Consider the following 19,787-nt stretch of genomic DNA (forward strand, 5'->3'; position numbering starts at 1 on the left):
AATGGTAATAATAAAGCCTACGGTAATGTACGAGATAAACAAAGTAATAAAAAATATAAGGTTAATATTGATTGGGTAGAGAATCAGGGGTGGAAACCAGCATCTGTACAAGTGGTAAAATAAATAATAGAAATGTAATTATGTGCTTAAAAGTTTACTTTTGTAAAAACTCAAAAAAGAGTCCGTATTAATCGGGACTCTTTTTATTATGTTGACAGCAATAATTACTTGGACTCATTTGTTAGATGCTGATGCGGACAAACTTGGAAGTCTATTAAAAAAATAATCTATGCGTCTACTGTATGTAGGTAAATAAACCTCACGTTCAAAAACAAAAGGTAACTCAATTATCAAACTCATATAAAGTTTCAATCTTGTCTAAATACCCATTAGGATATGCAACTGATTATCCATTTTTCTATACATAATCTCCAGATACAGTCCATATCAACTATAGATTCTTGTCTTATGCTAAATGTAATCAAAAAGCAAGTAGATAAAGATAATGACTAAAACATTAACTCTAGATACTTTTTTGATGAATATTACAAATAAACAGGAGGTAATGAAAAATGATAAAAACATTATTAGCAGGGACACTTTTAAGTACAGGATTATTAGCGGGAGGTGCAGGAGGTGCAGAAGATGTAAAAATAGATGAAAAATTACATGTTGTTGCAGATAAAAGCGGAAATATGACACATAAAGAAATTAATAAAAGTGAAATTCCAAAAGATGCAGAACAAGCACAAGCACAACCAATAGGGGATGCAAAAACAGGTAAAAAAGAAGGAACATCCGTCAAAGATAAGATGCAAGTGGCTGTTGCAGATAAAGATGGAAATATAACGTATAAAGAAATTGATAAAAGTGAAATTCCCAAAAATGCAGTACCAGCAACTCCTAAAGAAGATGTAAAATAAGATAATTAAATTCAGAAATCTAATAAAAAAGGACTGGGCATAGATTGCCCGGTTCTTTTTTGTTTTATGGGTGTTTTTGCCCATCGCCTCGAAAAGGGGGAATAAGAAAAACATAGCATGAAAAATCCTGATAAATAAGGGTTTTGAGTTGCTATTGAAATGTATATTTCAAAACATATACCTTTTCATGTTTATAAACAAAAAGATTGGATATATGATTCAAATGGTGGAGAGTCTATTCACGAATATCCGATAAATAAAGAAAATTACGCGCTAATGGGATTAGAATTTAAGCTATTAGATAAAGCAATGATTGATAAGAACCCAGAAAATATTAATTAGGCATTATATGATTGGACAATTGTACGTAACTATCGCTATAAAAAATGGCCACAACTGATTGGAGAAACAAAAGCTGAAGCAATAGAGGGTTCAGCACGATATCTAGAATATTGTTATAGTAACTTAACTGGTGGAATCTTATAGTACTTGCAAAGAAAGAGAAGCCATATCAGGTTATTTTTATGGAGGCGTTCAACTTTATTGCTAATGGACAGGCAGAATCTCCATTGTTATTTGGAACGTATCCTTTATGTTAAGATCCAAATAAGAAGTTCGTTTTTTCTAATAATTAATATTTATACAAATTTCATAATTAATATGCACTAATGGTTTTAAATTTCATTAATGTATTCCTTTTCATCTGAATGAATTATTTATTGCAACAGGTTTCCCATCCAAAATAAGATGTTCTAACAAAGGACAATATAAGTATCTTTATAATGATTTTCCAATATAATCAATGTGTTTACGGAAGGAACTCTGTGTTATTTTTGCTTTTTTACTAACTAATACAGCTTCAAACAAAGGACACAATTGCTACATACTAAGTGTAATTTATTACCCATTCAAAATTCTGTCTATTCAATCTTTCTAAAAATAAAAAAAGATTAAGCTTATAAATATACAAGTTATAATAAGGGCGTCGAGACATAATTCAATACCTCTAGAGAAAATAACAAATCTTGTTTTGGGTTTAAAAATTCTAAAGACCTTGCCAGTAATTTTCTAAAATTGGACATACTGACATGATTACTATGCGGAGGGTAGTGGATTAGAAGGGAAGTTTATTCAACTCAATAAAGAAAGCGCTATCAAACAAAACTTGTTTTGAATCGATCATTCTAATAACTTAGATTTAACTACAGCTAAAAATAATAAATTATGGGGGTGCTTATATGAACATGAATGTAGCATCTATTAAAGAAAAAAAGATTGTTAAATACAAAAGTTGTTTTGATGTGATTGGGCCCATAATGATAGGTCCTTCAAGTTCACATACTGCAGGTGCTTTGGCTATTGGAACAGTTGTTAATAGATTATTTCAAGGCCTTCCAAAAAAAGTTGTGGTAAAGTATTATGAATCATTTGCTGAAACCCATAAAGGTCACGGAACTGATTTTGCGATTATTGCTGGTATATTAGGCTTTGCTGCCGATGACAGCAAAGTGCCAGATGCTATTAAAATAGCAGAGTCTAAGGGAATTGACATTACCTTTATTGAAAAATCGGGTAATAGTCCTGTTGGTCATCCAAATACGGCAGATGTATATGTAGAGGATGAAAGTCGAAGTATTAGAGTGATGGGTATTTCGGTCGGTGGTGGGTTGATTGAAGTCAAACATGTTGAAATTGATGGATTTAGCTTAAATCTGCAGGGGCCATTGCCAGTTGTTATTGCGATTTCAGAAAGAGCTGACTTTGAATTTATTTTACGCAGGATCTTTAAACAATATGATGTGGAAATTAACAACTTTCATAGTTTGGAAGATAAAACAAAATATTTATATGCATTCGCTTTGGATTCGATATTGCCAGGTAATGTTCAGAAGGAATTAGGAGATTTAAGCAATATAGCTAATCTTATTATTCTTTAGTTACATTAAGGAGTGAAAAATATGTATATGGCCATAAAAGAGATTGTGGATGCAGCTAATAAAAGCCAAAAGCCAATTTATAAATTAGCAATCGAACAGGAAATCAAACAAACTAAAACTTCTTATGAAGAAGTTTGGAGTAAAATGGAAAGAAATTTAGCGACTATGCAACATGCAATAAATAAAAGTATCGAAGGCGACGGTGTATTTTCTCCAACCGGTTTAACCGGAGGGGATGCTGTAAAAATTAAAAACTATCGAGAAAATAGGAAAACTCTTTCTGGAGATTTGATGGTGTTAGGGATTCAAAGTGCTATCGGTGTTAATGAAGTAAATGCTGCATTAGGAGCTATTTGTGCGACTCCAACAGCAGGTGCGAGTGGGACGATTCCGGGAGTCTTATTTAGTATTAAAGATACATTGCAGTTAAGTCATGAAGATATGATTCATTTTCTATTCACTTCAGCGTTATTTGGAACGATAGTCGCAAACAACGCTTGTATTTCAGGGGCGTACGGAGGATGTCAAGCTGAAGTAGGAAGTGCCTCAGCGATGGCGGCTGCAGCTGCTGTAGAAGCTGCGGGTGGAACGCCACAGCAATCTTCTGAAGCTTTTTCGACCGCATTACAAAATTTACTCGGTTTAGTTTGTGATCCGGTCGCTGGTTTGGTAGAAATTCCTTGTGTAAAGAGAAACGCCATTGGAGCGACAAATGCTTTAGCAGCAGCAGACATCGCATTAGCCGGCGTAAACAATATCATCAATGCTGACGAAGTTATTGAAGCAATGTATAGGGTTGGAAGACAGATGCCCCGTGAGTTAAGAGAGACAGGTTTAGGCGGAATTGCGGCTACACCTACAGGGATTGTCATTAAAAATAAAATCTTTGGGGAGAAACAATCAAATCAATAAACAGCTATCGAGTATATTGTGAAATATTTAACAATATGTACTCTATAGTTCGCCTAAGGATGTCTGTATGTTGGGGGAATTATCAATAAAATATACTACTATATAATTAAAATATTTTGTAAGTGGTAAAAAACCTTCAGGTTGATGCTTCGCTAACTTTTTGATTTTGATTAATTTAGAAGAGGGATATTCGTTGTGGTGCACTATATAAGCAATTCATTTTTCAAGAACGGTCTATATTCCTATACCTTAAATAGAGAATTGAGAATAGGACATAAGGAGGAATTATTATATGAATGTGAATACTGCAAAAAACATAGAATTTCAAGCTGATAATACGGCAGTACAAAATGAGAATTATCTAGACCCTAAAAAGTGGCATAAACAGGATACTACCTGGGCATTGAGCCTTTTTGGAACAGCAATTGGAGCAGGGGTACTTTTTTTACCGATTAATGCAGGTTCAGGTGGTTTATTATCATTGCTGTTAATTACCATACTTGCCTATCCTGTTATGTATTATTCACATAGAGCGCTCGCTAAAATGATTTACGCTTCGAACTCTGCCGATGAGGGGATTACAGGTACTATAAGAGAGTATTTTGGAAATAAGGCAAGTATCATTTTTAACATTGTATATTTTGTCTCCATTTATACGATCGTGCTGATGTACTCGGTCGCACTTACAAATACCGCTAGTAGTTTTATCGTGCATCAATTGCACATGCCGGAGCCTCCAAGGGCCATTTTATCGCTTGTCTTAGTACTCGGTCTTATCGCTATACTAAATTTTGGTCAAGATATAACTGTAAAGATCATGAGCATGCTAGTGTATCCTTTTATAGCTTCTCTACTTTTTATCGCAATATCTTTGATTCCACAGTGGAATACGTCAATGCTTAGTTTTTCAAGTGTTTCTACTGCCTCAACAGGAACAGGATATTTAGGAACGATATGGATGATACTTCCAATTATCGTATTTTCGTTTAATCATTCGCCTATGATTTCATCATTTGTTGTGAAGCAGAGAGCTAGTTATGGAATAGACGCTACTGATGCCAAGTGTGCTCAAATACAAAAAGTTTGTTATATCATGACATTCGCTGTTGTTATGTTCTTTGTTTGGAGCAGTACTTTAAGTTTGACTCCAGATGATCTTAAGGTGGCAAAAGAACAGAACTTGTCAATCCTATCATACCTTGCTAATGAGCTTAATTCGCCAGTAATCACTATTGCAGCTCCTATGATTGCATTTGTGGCTATTACAAAGTCTTTCCTTGGCCATTATATAGGAGCGTATGAGGTAATGCGTGACATGATTATCAAGTCCGGTAAAAAACGTGGGAAAGATATAGGAGAAAAAACAGTTAAGACAATGATTCTTACTTTTGTTGTATTAACATGTTGGTATGTTGCTTATACAAATCCAAGTATTCTTGGAATCATTGATGCCCTTAGCGGTCCGCTAGTTGCTGCTATCTTATGTCTATTACCAATGTATGCAATTCGTAAAGTGCCTGTACTAGCTAAATATAGAGGTAAGATGAGCAATGTATTTGTCATTATAATAGGTATACTTACTTTACTAGCAAGTATTAAGTCACTATTCTAATCCACTATTGTTAGTATTGATGCAAAAATCGTGGGATATGAAAAAAGAAAGATTCTTGTCGGAACTGAATTCTATATGGTTAAACTAAAGAAATCATGGTTTTGGACAAACTCCTCACATTGGAGAGTTTGTCTTTTTTAATTATATACATAACTTTTATCATTTTAGCCAAGAAGACCCCTTCCTCAAGGAACGCGAAGTAAGTAGGTGGGAGATGAATTGGTTAAAATGATAAACTGGTGACCCAGTATGTAGAAGTAAAAAAGGGGGAAACTATTTTATAATTATCAATAATTTAGGGGGCGCCAAATGAAGCTTACTAAAGAAGTAACACTTGGGGATTACGTTCAATTTTCATATCGTAAAAATCCTAATTTGCAATTAATGGGATTTGTGGTGAATGTTTTACAAAATACAAATGTTGTAGATATCGCGGAAAGAGTGGATATTGAGGTAGATGATGTTAGGCAAGTTGTAAAGCATGGTTATTATAATAAAGTGGTTAATAAGCAAATAAAGAATAGTGTTTCATAAAAAAGTGCTCCTATATAAATTTAGGAGCACTTTTTATGGAGAGAATTTCCACAAAGAATTTTTTTGTCTGAGGTATACAATTTTCATATGAAAATACGTTTTGAAGATATTTTCTTATTTGTTAATTAATAATTTTTTCAATCTTTATAGCTGTTATGGATTTAAAATATTATTCATGAAAATTTCACATAATTTTATTAAAAAGAAAAATACTAATACTTGTTTTAATACTTTACTTCGAGTCATTAAAACAAATTTACTAACTACGAAACAAGGAGGCATCACTGTGGACATTCGTGAAGGATTAATTCCAACAGCTTTAGGTACAGCAGTGACCGCAGCAGGTTATGCTCTTAAACAAACTCGTGGAACTAATAAAATGATTGCAAATACAGTATTTGGTTTTGGTTTAGCTCACGTCGTTTTAGGTGTAATCGATCTTGTTGAACATCGTCGTTAGAACGAAAGGCAAGCATTGATATATGCTTGCCTTTTTGGTAGTGCATTTATTATTCATTTTTCAAAGTATATTTGTATGACGTAATCATTATCAATGAAATTGAATAGTTATACTACAGGGAAATTAGAAAGTAAAACTTTGAGCATTGAATTTTATGAAATGAGATGGTGATGGAATGGAATTTTCTTCTGAAAGTAATACGTATCATGCTGGTGACATTGTCTATATTTTTTATCGAAATCCTCATACTCAAGACGTAGCTAATATACAAGCTGCAGCAGTCGTAAATAATCCTGAAAGACCTACTGAATTAGCACTATTTCTTTACGAAACGTATTATCCACTAACAAATGAGATGGCTATATATGCTACCGAAGATGAAGCAAACCAAGCGTACACTTACTATTATGGTGATACTTCAGAGGGGATGTTGGAATGAATAAGCCATTTATGCCTAAGCTCGTATATTTTGAACCTAAAGCATTAGATTATCCTTTGGGAAAAGAGCTGTTTGAGAATTTTTCAAAGATGGATGTTGAAATTCGACATACTACTTCCCATAATCAAGTAAGAGATTTGCCAGGCGATAATGATTTTCAAAAGTATCGAGTAGCAAAATCTACGCTTGTTGTTGGTGTTAGAAAAACACTGAAATTTGATACTTCCAAGCCTTCAGCAGAGTATGCAATTCCTTTTGCAACGGGATGTATGGGGCATTGTCATTATTGTTATTTACAAACAACGATGGGAAGTAAGCCTTATATACGAACGTATGTAAATGTTGAAGAAATTTTAGATGCTGCTGATAAATACATGAAAGAGCGTGCACCTGAAGTAACAAGATTTGAAGCGTCGTGTACTTCAGATATTGTAGGAATCGATTATTTAACGCATACCCTTAAACGGGCCATTGAGCATTTTGGAGAATCTGAATATGGGAAATTGAGATTTGTTACGAAATTTCACCATGTAGATCATTTACTTAATGCTAAACATAATGGAAAAACAAGATTTCGCTTTAGTGTAAACGCTGATTATGTGATTAAAAACTTTGAACCAGGAACTTCTCCCTTAGCTAAACGAATTGAGGCAGCAGGAAAAGTAGCTAGAGCCGGATATCCTCTTGGTTTCATTGTAGCTCCTATTTACCTGCATGAAGGCTGGCAGGAAGGGTACTATCATATGTTTGAACGCCTAAATGCTGAATTACCTCTTGATGCACGGGATGATATTACATTTGAATTTATTCAACACCGTTTTACAAAGCCAGCTAAAAGGGTTATTGAAAAAAACTACCCGATGACAAAATTAGAATTAGATGAAGAGAAAAGAAGGTATAAATGGGGGAAATATGGAATCGGAAAATACATTTATCAAAAAGAAGAAGAAGAGGATATAAAAAACTATCTGTATTCCTATATGAAACAGTTCTTTCCTAATGCAAAACTAGAATATTTTACATAAAAGAAAAGAACAAAATTTATTACATCATCAATCTAAAAAATTACTCACTCAGAAAGTGATATTGGTCAACAATTCGCTAATAACTTATTTGAAAAATTTATATACGAAAGTCTTTTATGTAAAAATATGTTTCATTATGAGCTGAATCCCAACAGTTAAATAGAAAAATAAAGCGGTTGTATGAATATAAGTCCGGTATTGTACCGGGCGCATTCTTTTTAACGTTGCATCAATTCTTTTGTGAATATAATTATCTCAATCTCGCTTAAAATTTTCCGTATTCTCAAATTATTTGAATTGATAGTTTTTTAGTTATTCACATCTGTAATGTAGTCTTAGAAATTTCAGAAAATCACATTCATATATTCAATGTTTTCATTATAATATAAATCGATTTCTATTTTATAATTACAAACTATATTTCTTTAATTTGAATGGTGGCAGTACCTTTTAATAGAATTTCCTCCTTGGTTTAACAAATATTTTTTTGTAAATAATATATTTGTTAAACCATTAATTAAGGGGGACTAGTATGCCGCAGGATCGAAAAGAAGAAGTTCAAAACGATACATATGAAGGAAAAGAGATTATGCCAGATAATCCACAATATCTACCGCGTCATGTGCAAATGGAGCTGCCTCCCGAATTTTCTATAAATCCTCTGTTTGCCCGCAAAGGAGAATCAGTCGTTCCGCGATTTAACATGCCTGATGAAGGCATGTTACCAGAAACAGCGTATCAAATCGTCCATGATGAAATGACTCTAGATGGCAATGCACGCTTGAATCTTGCAACGTTCGTTAGCACCTGGATGGAGCCTACCGCAGAGCGGCTATATGCTAAATCATTTGATAAGAACATGATTGATAAGGACGAATATCCACAGACAGCTGAAATTGAGGAGCGGTGTGTTCGCATTTTAGCCAATCTCTGGCATTCCCCCAGCCCCCTTACAACTATGGGCGTTTCAACAACTGGATCGTCGGAAGCATGTATGCTCGGGGGGCTTGCGTTAAAGAGACGCTGGCAAAATGCACGCAAAAGAGAGGGGAAGCCGGTGGATCGGCCTAATATTGTGTTTAGTTCTGCTGTTCAAGTCGTTTGGGAAAAATTCGCGAACTATTGGGAGGTTGAACCACGCTATGTAAAGGTTAGCCCTGAGCATTCCCAGTTGGATCCTCAGGGAGTCATTGCAGCCGTGGATGAAAATACGATTGGTGTGGTACCGATTCTCGGTGAGACTTATACTGGACGTTACGAACCGGTTGCTGCCATTGCAAAAGCGTTGGACGATTTACAGGAGAGGACGGGACTCGACATTCCTATGCATGTGGATGCGGCTTCGGGCGGATTTATAGCCCCGTTTCTTCAACCAGATTTAGTCTGGGATTTTCAATTGCCGAGGGTAAAGTCCATCAATGTATCTGGACATAAATATGGATTAGTCTACCCTGGATTGGGTTGGATAATTTGGAGGGAAGCTGATGATCTCCCTGAGGATCTAATCTTCCGCGTCTCCTATTTAGGGGGCAACATGCCAACTTTTGCCCTGAATTTTTCACGTCCTGGTGCACAAGTACTCCTGCAATATTACAATTACCTGCGTTTGGGGAAAAGGGGGTACTATGATGTCCAAAGGGCTTCTCAGAAAGTCGCTCTTTTTCTTAGCAAGGCGATTCAAAAGATGGAACCTTTCGAACTTTTGTCCGATGGTTCGGATATACCGGTTTTCGCTTGGCGACTGAAAAATGGTTACACATCAAACTGGAATCTTTATGATCTATCTCGACAATTGCGTGTGTTCGGTTGGCAAGTACCTGCCTATCCATTGCCTCCAGATCTAGAAGCGGTGACGATTATGCGCGTTGTGGTTAGAAATGGATTTTCCGTGGATCTCGCGCATTTATTTTTGAGAAACCTCAAACAGGCTGTTGCCTTTTTGGATTCCCTGGATGGGCCTATGCCTCATGATACGAAATGTGATAATGGGTTTCATCACTAATTGAGGGCAGCTCCCGTCGTCGTTAAGTTTTGAGCTCAACACCCATAACTTTTCGAGCTATTCACTGGGAAGCGGTACAGAAAAGCTGATGGTTTAAGCCAAGAGATACATAATGATAGGTGATGAACAAATTGATGCCAGAGGGCTTTACAATATCAAATCATACGCCCAGTTTGCAGAAATCTATTGGCTTTTCTTCCTTTTTTTCTGGTTTCGAAAGATGGCTTGCATTACATAGAGTTAATGAAGGACTATCTGTCATAAACCGAATGAAACATTTGAATTCTATTCAGATTGCCTCCCCTGAACACCTTTTTGATTAAATTTTTTTGGAAATGGATTTTTACATTTGCTATTAAAAAAGGCTTAAAGCACTTTTTTATCAATCTTTATTTCAAAGCTAAATGGACCTCTACGGTTATCATTCAAAGGAGTGAACAGTCGATTCACTCCTTACTTTTATTATTCCCTACTGAAATTTTTTAAGAACTTTCTGGTCAATGAGGACATGTAACGTTCCTTGATTCAAATTGCAGCGATTCTGGTCTGGAGGGAAGGACTGTCGCTTTCCAGACTACTGTGGTTCGCCAGCCCAAACGCGGATTTCGGGATGATTCCTATGCCGAGGCTGGCTTTCTAACAAGTCTCGTGGATCGGCTGGTCGAATCAGCTTATTACATATGAAATTCATAAATTACACTGAAAAATAGAGGAAATATGTTACTGAAAAGTAAGGAGACAAATCATTACTTTTCTAAAGAGTAATTAGGTCCGTACAATGACGCATTAAAGTGATTCATAAGGGATTCTGAATGCTAAGAGATTGAAAATGAATTACAAAAGAAAGGTGCGTAGGCGCCTTTCTTTTTTTTGAAGGGAATTTTTGTTACGAGTTAGCACAAAATTGGGTTCAGGGGGTACTATAAAATTTTAGCTTGATGGCGATGGGGTAGCATCCACTTCTATCAATATCACTACACCTATATTTAATACTGCGTTATGTGCCTTTAATCAAGTGAAAAGCAAGACTCATTTTGTAAAAACTGAAACCAACGTTTTCTAAACTGAACTTGAGCCATATCTGCATGAACATGGGCCTCCATTTTTAAAGCTTCTGGTATAGGTCTAGGATGTTGACTTTCTACAATAATTTGATCCTCTTTTAGTACTCTTAAACTAAATTTAGCTAAAATTTGGTCTAGTAAAGGGAAGTACTTTAAAAATGTCCTTCCGGTATATCCCATAATTAATGTCTCTTCTTCATCAATTGGTGTAAACGTAATGTACTGAATAAATGACTCATTTTCCTGTTTGCCACTGTGAAGCATCCACTGATGTGGGAATTTGTATTCAAGGTAAGCATCACCATTTGAGAATATAAACTGATCCAGTGTTCCCTCCAGCTTATAATTGGTTGATTCGGCTTTTGTTTTTCTACCAATCGTTTTTTTATGTACATAAGCAAGGTGAGCAATATCCAGCACAGATTCGATTGATCGAGTAAGGTGTGCATTCCAAGTGGCGTGGAAGAAAGAGAGTTTAAAAGGAGTGTTCTCCAGTACATGAAAAGTTTGCCATTCAGGTGGAGTTTCCTCACTATCAGGGTATATCCAAATTAACCCAATCTTTTCTTTTACAGGGTATGAGAAGGTATGAGCAAATTTCGGGATAGGTTTATTGGGTTGGGATGGAATTCTTACACAAGTACCACAACTATCGAACTCCCAACCATGGTAGGGGCAGACTAGTTTACCATTTACTACTTGTCCCAGTGATAAGTCAGCGCCACGATGAGGGCAGTAAGGTGATAGAGCCTGAACTTTGCCTTTTTCATCCCGATATAATACAAAATCTTTGCCAGCAACTCTTTTTTTTACTGGAATCTTTTTTATATCTTTTGAATAACTCACAGCATACCAATTACGTGGGAATACTCTATTTATATTTAGAGTCATTTATTTTCTCCTTCTTTTTTATTCACCTAGTAGATATTAGTGGTGTCTACTGCATACTGTCTATTCTATGCTATAAAATATTTTAAATGTTCGTTTAAAATTAAGAAATCTACAGTTTGATCAAACCATTATGAAAGCCTGTATAATCTCTCTAAATGTAACAAAAATGACTATAGTACAATAGATTTTAAAAAGGAGAACGCTTTATTTTATTGAAAATTGAGATATTAAGCAATATTCCTATTGCTATTAAATTGACCATTAAAGAACTTCCACCAAAACTTACAAATGGAAATGGAGTACCTGTAAGAGGAAATAGTCCCGTAATACCGCCTAAATTTACAACAGATTGCATACCGATCATACATCCTATACCAATTGCTATAAAACTGCCGAATGGATCTACACATAATTGTGAAATTTTTAAGGAGCGAAGTACTATAGTCAAAACTCCAGCCAATATAATGAATACACCAATAAATCCTAGTTCTTCAGAAACTATTGCCATTATAAAATCTGTATGTGGTTCCGGAAGATACCCTGTTTTTTGTATACTATTTCCAAATCCACGACCAGTGATTCCTCCGGAGCCAATGGCAATAAAAGAATTTATAAGCTGGTATCCGTTTCCTTGCGCATCAAGAAATGGATTGAAAATCGTAGTAATACGTGTCTTTTGAACTTCTGACAAACTATATTGAATCAAAAAATATAAAATAGGTAACCACAAAATAGAACTGATGGTAGTTCTTTTGATTAGTAGATTTATATGTATTCCTGAGCAAAGAAATATGCTAAAACCTATACCTAATATTAAAAGTGCAGATCCTAAATTTGGTTGTTTAAAGATAAGAAAAAAAATTGTAGCTAAAAAAAACAAAAGTTTTCCGATACCACTCCAGTTATTTTTAGCTTGTTCTTGTCGTAAAGCAAAAAAACGGGCTGTTACAAGTATTGTTCCTAATTTTAGAAATTCAGCTGGCTGTATTCCAAAGATCCATGATTGAGCATTATTTACCACTTTTCCTTTCCATAAAACCATAATTAATAAAAAAATCCCCCCAACCATAATACAAATAGAGGCTATCCGTTTTTTCCATATATCATATGGGAGAATAGCACAAACTATTAACCCTATTGTTCCTAAAAATAGCTTTGTTAATTGAGAATCAACAAAGTGTCTACTGTTATAACCATAATGTTGGACAGCGACAATGGAGCTTGCACTATACATCATGATAATACCTAAAGTACATGTTATGAATAGGGGAAGGAGCAATAGATAATCGAGTTTTAATATTTTTTTCATTTTAATATCCTCCTGATTTAAAACAAAACATAATATTACATTTGCTAATGAATAGAATCTTGTTCTCGTCAATTACTAAATATGACTTTTGTTTAGGAAGATTCTATCGCTTACTCCCTGTTTTTTTACGCAAAAATCCCCCTAGTATGTAACTAGAGGGATTCAAAATGGCATGACTAAATAAGGCTTTTTTCCCCCTAGTAGAGCTTTGGCACTATACAACGTAAAGTAATGAAAATTCATTACTTAGCTATCTTAAGAAGAGCCTTAATCCGACAATTCCTGTTCTACCCATTGGCGTCTTTCGACATTTTTGGGCAATAGCCTGTGTTTGCATAGGAGCCTCACCTAACAGGTTAAGCAATATAAATTTTATGTGTTTGTTTCGTGTAGCAAGCATAAATATATTTTTTTTGCTTGTCAAGCAACCATATTGCTAATTTTATTTGTTTTATTGCTTTATAGTCCTTTGAGAAATGATATGAAAAAATGTATGTAATCATTCCGTATAAGTACATATTTTTGACTTGTAGTGTATCGTTTGATTAAGTAGTTTAACCATATAAATTTGATAAACAGTAAAGAAGATTTTAATCATAAAAGAAGATTTTTTTATGAAGGTTCTTTTGATATACAGAATGACTAATTATTCATCTTTTGTTATAAAGTTGGAATTTGATTAAAAACAATAAGTTTTATATATTTTATTACGTTTCTTCGAATTAAATCTATTTGAATTCTATGTTTTTTAAGGGGAATTTTAAATTTATTATAAAATATAATTTCATTTTCTATAAAAGATTTTTTTATGAATGGAATCGAAAGTCAGTTGACAAATATTAAATTCTGGTTTAAATTTTGAAGTAATTCAATAATCTTTGTTAGGTGAGGCTCCTGTATAGAGAAACGCTGCTGCCCAAAAATGTCGAGAGACGCCAATGGGTCAACAGGAACGGTCGGATTAAGGCCCTTCTTAATGTAGCTGGTTATAAAAACCTATGCTATACAGTGCTAAAACTCAACGAGGGAGTGGTATACGATTTGATAGAAAGGCACCTCTGTGATTTTGACAGAGTTGTCTTAATAATCATTTATTTGTATTGTAAAAAACCTTTACTCCTTTTTGAGTAAAGGTTTTTCTGTTTAATTTTATTTGTTTTTATCCTGTCTATATTCAAAAAGGAGGTAATTCTAAATCATAAATTGATTGCAATGTAACTATTATTGCTCTAATAAAAAATTTAAGACAGATAAAATAAAACAAAACCACTCATGAAACTCTAGAGTCTCCCTTAGCAATATGAGGAGGAGTTAACATGAAGAAATTATTAAAGGAATTACTTATAACCAAAAATAACTTGGATGCAGAGAAGGTTTTACGTCTTCCGTCGTATGATATTGCGCAAGAAGTAAAACAGTTTTCAATTGAAGATCAAGTCATATTGCTAAATACGATTCCTGTATTAAAAAGCTCTAAAGTTCTTCAATATATGAGTGCAGAAGAAAAATATAATATCTTAATTCATTTATCTGAAAACAAAGCTAAAAAATTACTAAATTTACAACCGATTGATGAATTAGTAGATTTACTTCTAGCGGTTCATCCGGAAAAACAGGCTAAATTAATGGCATATCTAGATAAAATTACAAAATATAACGTGAAAAAATTGATGACTTTCAAACCTGAAACGGCGGGAAGTCTTGTAACAAGTGATTTCGTTGCAGTTAGAGGAAATTGGTCAGTAAAAATGACATTGAAGTACATTAGGGAAAATTCTAAAAATGTAGAATCAATATCTTATAGTTATGTTCTTGATAATCACGGTTATCTTAAGGGAATCGTTTCCATACGTGAGTTATTACTAGCAACAGATGAAGAAATATTATCTACTATCATGATTCAAGAGGTAATTTCAGTACACGCTGAAGTTGACCAGCAAGAAGTTGTAAAAAAGCTACTGAATTATAATTTAGCAGCAATACCTGTCACAACAGCAAATAATAAAATGATTGGTATTATAACATTTGATGACGTAATGAATGTTATGGAAGCAGAAGCTACAGAAGATATTCAAAAGTTAGGCGGAAGTGAACCATTGAATCAATCTTACTTTGAAGCTAGCATTTGGAGAATTTTCTTAAAACGTCTACCATGGTTATTACTTCTTTTTGTTGCTGAGGCATATACAGGTACAGTATTAAAGTATTTTGAAGACGAAATTGAAACTGTAGTTGCCCTTGCTTTCTTTGTTCCATTATTAGTAGGTACTGGAGGGAATACAGGAACACAGGTTGTAGCAACAATTACTCGTGCAATCGGTATTGGAGAGGTGAAATTTAAAGACATTTTCCGTGTAATGAAAAAGGAATTTGCAATTGGTATGCTTCTTGGACTTGCACTTGGGATAGCTGGGCTCACTCGTGCTTATATGTTAGGAGTTGGAACAGAAGTTGCACAAGTTGTAGCAATAACTTTATTATTTATTGTTATTTGGGCCTCTCTTGTAGCAGCTGTTTTACCTTTAATTTTAAGGAAATTAAAACTAGATCCTGCAGTTGTTTCAGGTCCATTTATTACAACATTTGTTGACGGAACAGGATTAGTAATTTATTTCATGGTTGCAAAAACGTTATTAAATTTATAAATATACACTGAAAAAACGAAATTCGGAATAAGTATTTTTCCTCAATTGCTAAAATATAGTGGGGAGTTTAGGCATAAGGAAATCAAACACTTTTTTCTTTAGATAAATAATATTTTAATGGATTTATTGAATGTAATGAATGCTGGAGGATAAAACTATGAAACATCTAAGAAAAATCTTCAAACGAATTTTACTTCTATTTTCTATTTTTATGCTTATTGGCATAGGAATATTATTTGGTACTAGCTATGGCCGAGAGCTTCGTATAACAATCGCTGGGAGTATACTAACTTCTCAGCATCCACAATATGCGAAATATACATTCCTATCCCAAAAGGAACTAGATACACTGCAAGATAGAATTAATCATCCAAAATGGTCAAACAGTGATGAGCATATTTATAAAAAAATAGTAGGAAAAAGATTAGAAGAATTAAAAAATCAGCCATTAGAAATTGATGTAGAAACGATTAAAAGTAATAAAGATAGTCGCTTTCTTTTCGAAGGAAAGTTAGTCACTATTAGTAATCCTTTCAATGTTAAACTTGTTAGCCATCAAGGAACACAGGGTGCTAACAGGGGAGAAAAAATTAGTGTAATGGCAAAACGTAATCATGCACTTGTTGCTGTGAATGCAAGTGGATTTGCTGATGAAACAGGAAGGGGTGGAGGAAATGTTGCTACTGGAATTGTGATAGAAAATGGGAAAGCTATTGATACAAATATGGATAGAAATGCCCCTACAATTATTACGGGATTAACAAAGTTTGGTCAAATGATAACAGGAAATTATTCTACCCAACAACTGTTGGATAAACAAGTCGTTTCTGCAGCTGGATTTATGCCACAGTTAATTGTAAATGGAGAAAAAATGATTACAGAAGGAGACGGTGGTTGGGGTTCGGCTCCAAGAAGTATTATGGCCCAAAAAGAAGATGGTACAATTATGTTTCTAGTTATTGACGGTAGACAGACGCATAGTATAGGAGCTACGTTAAAAGAGTGTCAAGATATTCTATATGAAAAAGGAGCTATAAATGCAATGGCAATGGATGGAGGTTCTTCTGCTACGCTATATTTAGGAGGAAAAGTTATAAATTCACCATCTACATTATCCCATGAAGATCGTTATTTACCGAACGCTTGGGTGGTAACAGCAAATCCGAAACAGAAAATAAATATGGTGATAGATGGGAAAAAAATAGATACTAAAACACCAGATGAATTTGCAGCAAATATTTCAACTGATTTATGAATCATTAAAAATGGAACAAATACATGATTTTTATTCCATTCGCTGGCAAATTGAAATTATCTTTAAAACTTCAAAATCCTTATTTCATATTCATGAATGGCACAATATCAAACGAGAGCGATTAGAATTCCAAATTTATGGAATTCTAATCGCTCTTTTTCTATGTTCTTCTACCATGTTTCAAATGCGGTAATTATTTCTTATGAAAAAGAAACGAGAACTAAGTGAATATAAGGCCATATATAATTAAAGGTTACACTCTTGCTTATCATTGAAGTTACATAATCTTAGGTTGATAGCACCACATACCCATCAACCTAAGATTTTTAATTACCTCCAGAACGAAAAATTTATGCATTGTTGACTACTGATAACGATAATTATGGTGCGACAAGAAGTCGCATTCCCACAGGGTAGCTTCTGCTACTAGATTAGATGCAAAGTCTATCTCCATCCGAAACTGCGGACTTGGTAACGGGCTCGTGGGTTGCATGAGGAAATGTGGAAACAGAGAGTCTGTACATGACTCGGAATACCGCTAGGAGAAGACAGGTACGGTGAACGAGAGTGAAGGCTCGTAAGCTTCGTAATCGTTAGCTTGGGATAATGTACAGCTCTACCCAGGTCTTGATAAGAGGAAAGGCATTCTCATAATACTGCCGCGTTGCATCCCGCAACTTATCCGGAGTAAAGAGTCCACCTAACCCTGTCGTATCTGTGGAATGTGAAACTTGGTAAGCCCTATGTCATCTGCGCAAGCAGTAGGATGACTGTAAAGTCAAACGATGTGGCAGAGGGTAAAGGATATAAGAGAAAGCAAAAGCCGCTAGCCGAAAGGAAACAGGAAAGCATAGAAATATGTATAACTGAGCGGATATTGTCGTCCTTACGGACAAACCCATGACAAGCCTGAAAGGGAGCCCACTTCTTATAGGTCTTCAACATGGAAATACATTTGTAAGTTATCTTCTGACGAATAGGAGCGTGCAGTTATGAACACCTCAGAACGAGCGTCGGCGCACGTCTCGTATACAAACTGGAACACAGTGGACTGGAAAGCAGTTCAGATGTATGTGACGAAGTTACGACAAAGAATTTACCGTGCCGAACAGTTACAGCAACAAAGAAAGGTAAGAAAACTTCAACGCTTACTCATGAGAAGCGAAGCAAACTTACTGTTATCAATTAGACGAGTAACACAGCAGAATAAAGGAAAGCGAACAGCAGGTGTTGATGAACATACAGCCTTGAGTCGCAGAGAAAGAAATCTTCTCTATGAGCAACTCAAAAAGTTAAATACGCTACAACACCGACCAAAACCAGCAAAACGTATATACATTGTGAAGAAAAATGGAAAATTGCGACCGTTGGGCATCCCAACTATAAAGGATAGGGTATATCAAAATATAGTGCGAAATGCCCTTGAACCACAGTGGGAAGCCAGATTTGAAGCTATTTCTTACGGGTTTCGTCCTAAGCGAAGTACCCATGATGCCATACGAAGCATTTTCAATAGAATCAACGGGGGCACAAAGAAGAAATGGATATTTGAAGGAGATTTTCAGGGCTGTTTTGATCATCTCAACCATGAGTGGATACTCAAACAAACTTCTTACTTCCCAGGAAGAAAACTATTGAAGCGATGGCTCAAGATGGGATACATGGAGCAAAGCTTTTTCGCGGAAACGCAAGAAGGTACTCCGCAAGGAGGAATTATCTCGCCACTTCTCGCTAACATTGCCCTTCATGGAATGGAAGAAACCTTGGGAATTACTTACAAGAAAAACTATAAAGCTAATGATAGTTATATTATGAATCCTGCTTGCAAATTTACCCTTATTCGTTACGCAGATGATTTTGTGGTCTTAACGGAGACAAAAGAACAAGCACTCTCTGTATATATGAGACTTCGTCCCTACTTAAAGGACAGGGGATTGGAATTAAGCCCTGAAAAGACGAAGGTTACACATATTGAGGAAGGATTTGAGTTCCTAGGATTCTTGATTCGGCAGTACCAAACTGAACAGGGGAATAAACTGTTCATCAAACCAAGTAAGGGCAGTAGACAGAAAGTGAAGAAGAAAATTGGAGATACTTTACGTGTCATGAGGGGTCAACCCATCGGAGAAATCATCCGAGTGCTTAATCCTATTATCAGAGGATACGGGCAATACTGGAAACATGTCGTTTCTAAGAAAATCTTTGGTACAATGGATAGCTATATCTATTGGAGAATCGGCAAACATCTTCGACAGCTCCATCCAAAGAAGTCGTGGAAATGGATATATGCAAGATATTACAGGCATCCACATCATGGTGGAAATGCTTGGACACCAACCTGCCCGAAAACAAATATCCAACTCTTACATATGTCATGGATTAAGATTGAGAGACACAACATGGTGAAATTCAAAAATAGTCCTGATGACCCAACATTGAAAGAATACTGGGAAAAAAGAGACCGTAAGGTATTTGATACGGAAAACACGATGGCTAGAATGAAGCTGGCTAGAAAACAAGGTTACCGCTGCGCTATCTGCAAAACTCCACTACAAAACGGGGAAAAGGTAGTCGTAAAAGACATGCCTGTTCCGCAACACCTCATATTGTCTAATTTAAACTTAAAATTAGTTCACTTACCTTGCCTATACTAAAGGGACTGAAATCGGATAAAAAGAAGGCTTGAGCCGTATGATGGGAAACTGTCACGTACGGTTCTGAGGGGAGTTGGAGGCAGCGATGCCCCCCGCTTACCCGACTAAATAAGCTGTCCATATGG

15 protein-coding genes, 2 pseudogenes and 2 riboswitches are annotated in these 19,787 nt (G+C 35.2%); of the genes and pseudogenes, 15 read left to right on the top strand and 2 right to left on the bottom strand.

Annotation, left to right across the window (positions count from 1 at the left end):
* The 11 genes and pseudogenes from ACTJJY_RS17960 to ACTJJY_RS18010 all read left to right on the top strand — a co-directional run.
* Positions 1-123: DUF1510 family protein (locus ACTJJY_RS17960; RefSeq protein ID WP_440606207.1), on the top strand; the 123-nt coding region annotated here is incomplete at its 5' end.
* Positions 124-572: 449 nt separating this feature from the next.
* Complete coding sequence (locus ACTJJY_RS17965; protein WP_440606170.1) at positions 573-923, top strand: hypothetical protein; 351 nt, start codon at positions 573-575, stop codon at positions 921-923.
* Between the two features lie 174 nt (positions 924-1,097).
* Positions 1,098-1,492, top strand: a pseudogene (locus ACTJJY_RS17970) (hypothetical protein); the annotation flags it as partial.
* 669 nt (positions 1,493-2,161) lie between these two features.
* Entirely contained in the window at positions 2,162-2,860 is a 699-nt protein-coding gene (sdaAB, locus tag ACTJJY_RS17975) for an L-serine ammonia-lyase, iron-sulfur-dependent subunit beta (RefSeq protein ID WP_440606171.1), read from the top strand.
* 21 nt (positions 2,861-2,881) lie between these two features.
* Complete coding sequence (gene sdaAA / locus ACTJJY_RS17980; RefSeq protein WP_440606172.1) at positions 2,882-3,772, top strand: L-serine ammonia-lyase, iron-sulfur-dependent, subunit alpha; 891 nt, start codon at positions 2,882-2,884, stop codon at positions 3,770-3,772.
* 292 nt (positions 3,773-4,064) lie between these two features.
* Complete coding sequence (locus ACTJJY_RS17985; protein ID WP_440606173.1) at positions 4,065-5,384, top strand: aromatic amino acid transport family protein; 1,320 nt, start codon at positions 4,065-4,067, stop codon at positions 5,382-5,384.
* 309 nt (positions 5,385-5,693) lie between these two features.
* Positions 5,694-5,918 carry a DUF2187 domain-containing protein gene (locus ACTJJY_RS17990; RefSeq protein ID WP_440606174.1) on the top strand — a complete coding sequence of 75 codons (225 nt, stop codon included), beginning with the start codon at positions 5,694-5,696 and terminating at the stop codon, positions 5,916-5,918.
* Positions 5,919-6,204: 286 nt separating this feature from the next.
* The gene (locus ACTJJY_RS17995; protein WP_000354585.1) at positions 6,205-6,378 is read left to right on the top strand and encodes a hypothetical protein; all 174 of its coding nucleotides are present in this window, start codon (positions 6,205-6,207) and stop codon (positions 6,376-6,378) included.
* A gap of 175 nt (positions 6,379-6,553) precedes the next feature.
* Positions 6,554-6,817, top strand: a complete 264-nt coding sequence (locus ACTJJY_RS18000) for a transcriptional regulator SplA domain-containing protein (RefSeq protein WP_440606175.1) — start codon at positions 6,554-6,556, stop codon at positions 6,815-6,817.
* Complete coding sequence (gene splB / locus ACTJJY_RS18005; protein WP_440606176.1) at positions 6,814-7,842, top strand: spore photoproduct lyase; 1,029 nt, start codon at positions 6,814-6,816, stop codon at positions 7,840-7,842. Before ACTJJY_RS18000 ends, splB begins: the two co-directional genes overlap by 4 nt.
* Before the next feature lie 532 nt (positions 7,843-8,374).
* A complete protein-coding gene (locus tag ACTJJY_RS18010; protein ID WP_440606177.1) occupies positions 8,375-9,844 on the top strand; it encodes a glutamate decarboxylase in 1,470 nt (489 codons plus the stop codon).
* Positions 9,845-10,851: 1,007 nt separating this feature from the next.
* Here ACTJJY_RS18010 and ACTJJY_RS18015 read toward each other — a convergent pair.
* Both ACTJJY_RS18015 and ACTJJY_RS18020 read right to left on the bottom strand, forming a co-directional pair.
* A complete protein-coding gene (locus ACTJJY_RS18015) occupies positions 10,852-11,799 on the bottom strand; it encodes a Rieske 2Fe-2S domain-containing protein (protein WP_440606178.1) in 948 nt (315 codons plus the stop codon).
* Positions 11,800-11,986: 187 nt separating this feature from the next.
* The gene (locus tag ACTJJY_RS18020) at positions 11,987-13,108 is read right to left on the bottom strand and encodes an FtsW/RodA/SpoVE family cell cycle protein (RefSeq protein WP_440606179.1); all 1,122 of its coding nucleotides are present in this window, start codon (positions 13,106-13,108) and stop codon (positions 11,987-11,989) included.
* A gap of 186 nt (positions 13,109-13,294) precedes the next feature.
* A riboswitch (M-box (ykoK) riboswitch) is annotated at positions 13,295-13,471 on the bottom strand.
* A gap of 507 nt (positions 13,472-13,978) precedes the next feature.
* A riboswitch (M-box (ykoK) riboswitch) is annotated at positions 13,979-14,146 on the top strand.
* A gap of 278 nt (positions 14,147-14,424) precedes the next feature.
* Between ACTJJY_RS18020 and mgtE the strand changes: the two genes are divergently transcribed.
* From mgtE to ltrA, 4 genes and pseudogenes are all read left to right on the top strand, one after another.
* A complete protein-coding gene (gene mgtE, locus ACTJJY_RS18025; RefSeq protein ID WP_440606180.1) occupies positions 14,425-15,753 on the top strand; it encodes a magnesium transporter in 1,329 nt (442 codons plus the stop codon).
* Positions 15,754-15,910: 157 nt separating this feature from the next.
* On the top strand, positions 15,911-17,008 hold the full coding sequence (locus ACTJJY_RS18030; RefSeq protein WP_440606181.1) for a phosphodiester glycosidase family protein: 1,098 nt from the start codon (positions 15,911-15,913) through the stop codon (positions 17,006-17,008).
* 10 nt (positions 17,009-17,018) lie between these two features.
* Positions 17,019-17,198 (top strand): annotated as a pseudogene (locus tag ACTJJY_RS18035) (transposase); the annotation flags it as partial.
* Positions 17,199-18,000: 802 nt separating this feature from the next.
* Positions 18,001-19,662, top strand: coding sequence for a group II intron reverse transcriptase/maturase (gene ltrA, locus ACTJJY_RS18040; RefSeq protein ID WP_440606182.1), 1,662 nt, complete (start codon positions 18,001-18,003; stop codon positions 19,660-19,662).
* The last annotated feature ends 125 nt before the right edge of the window (positions 19,663-19,787 follow it).

Source organism: Bacillus sp. 22475 (assembly GCF_052044835.1).
Lineage (GTDB): Bacteria > Bacillota > Bacilli > Bacillales > Bacillaceae_G > Bacillus_A > Bacillus_A cereus.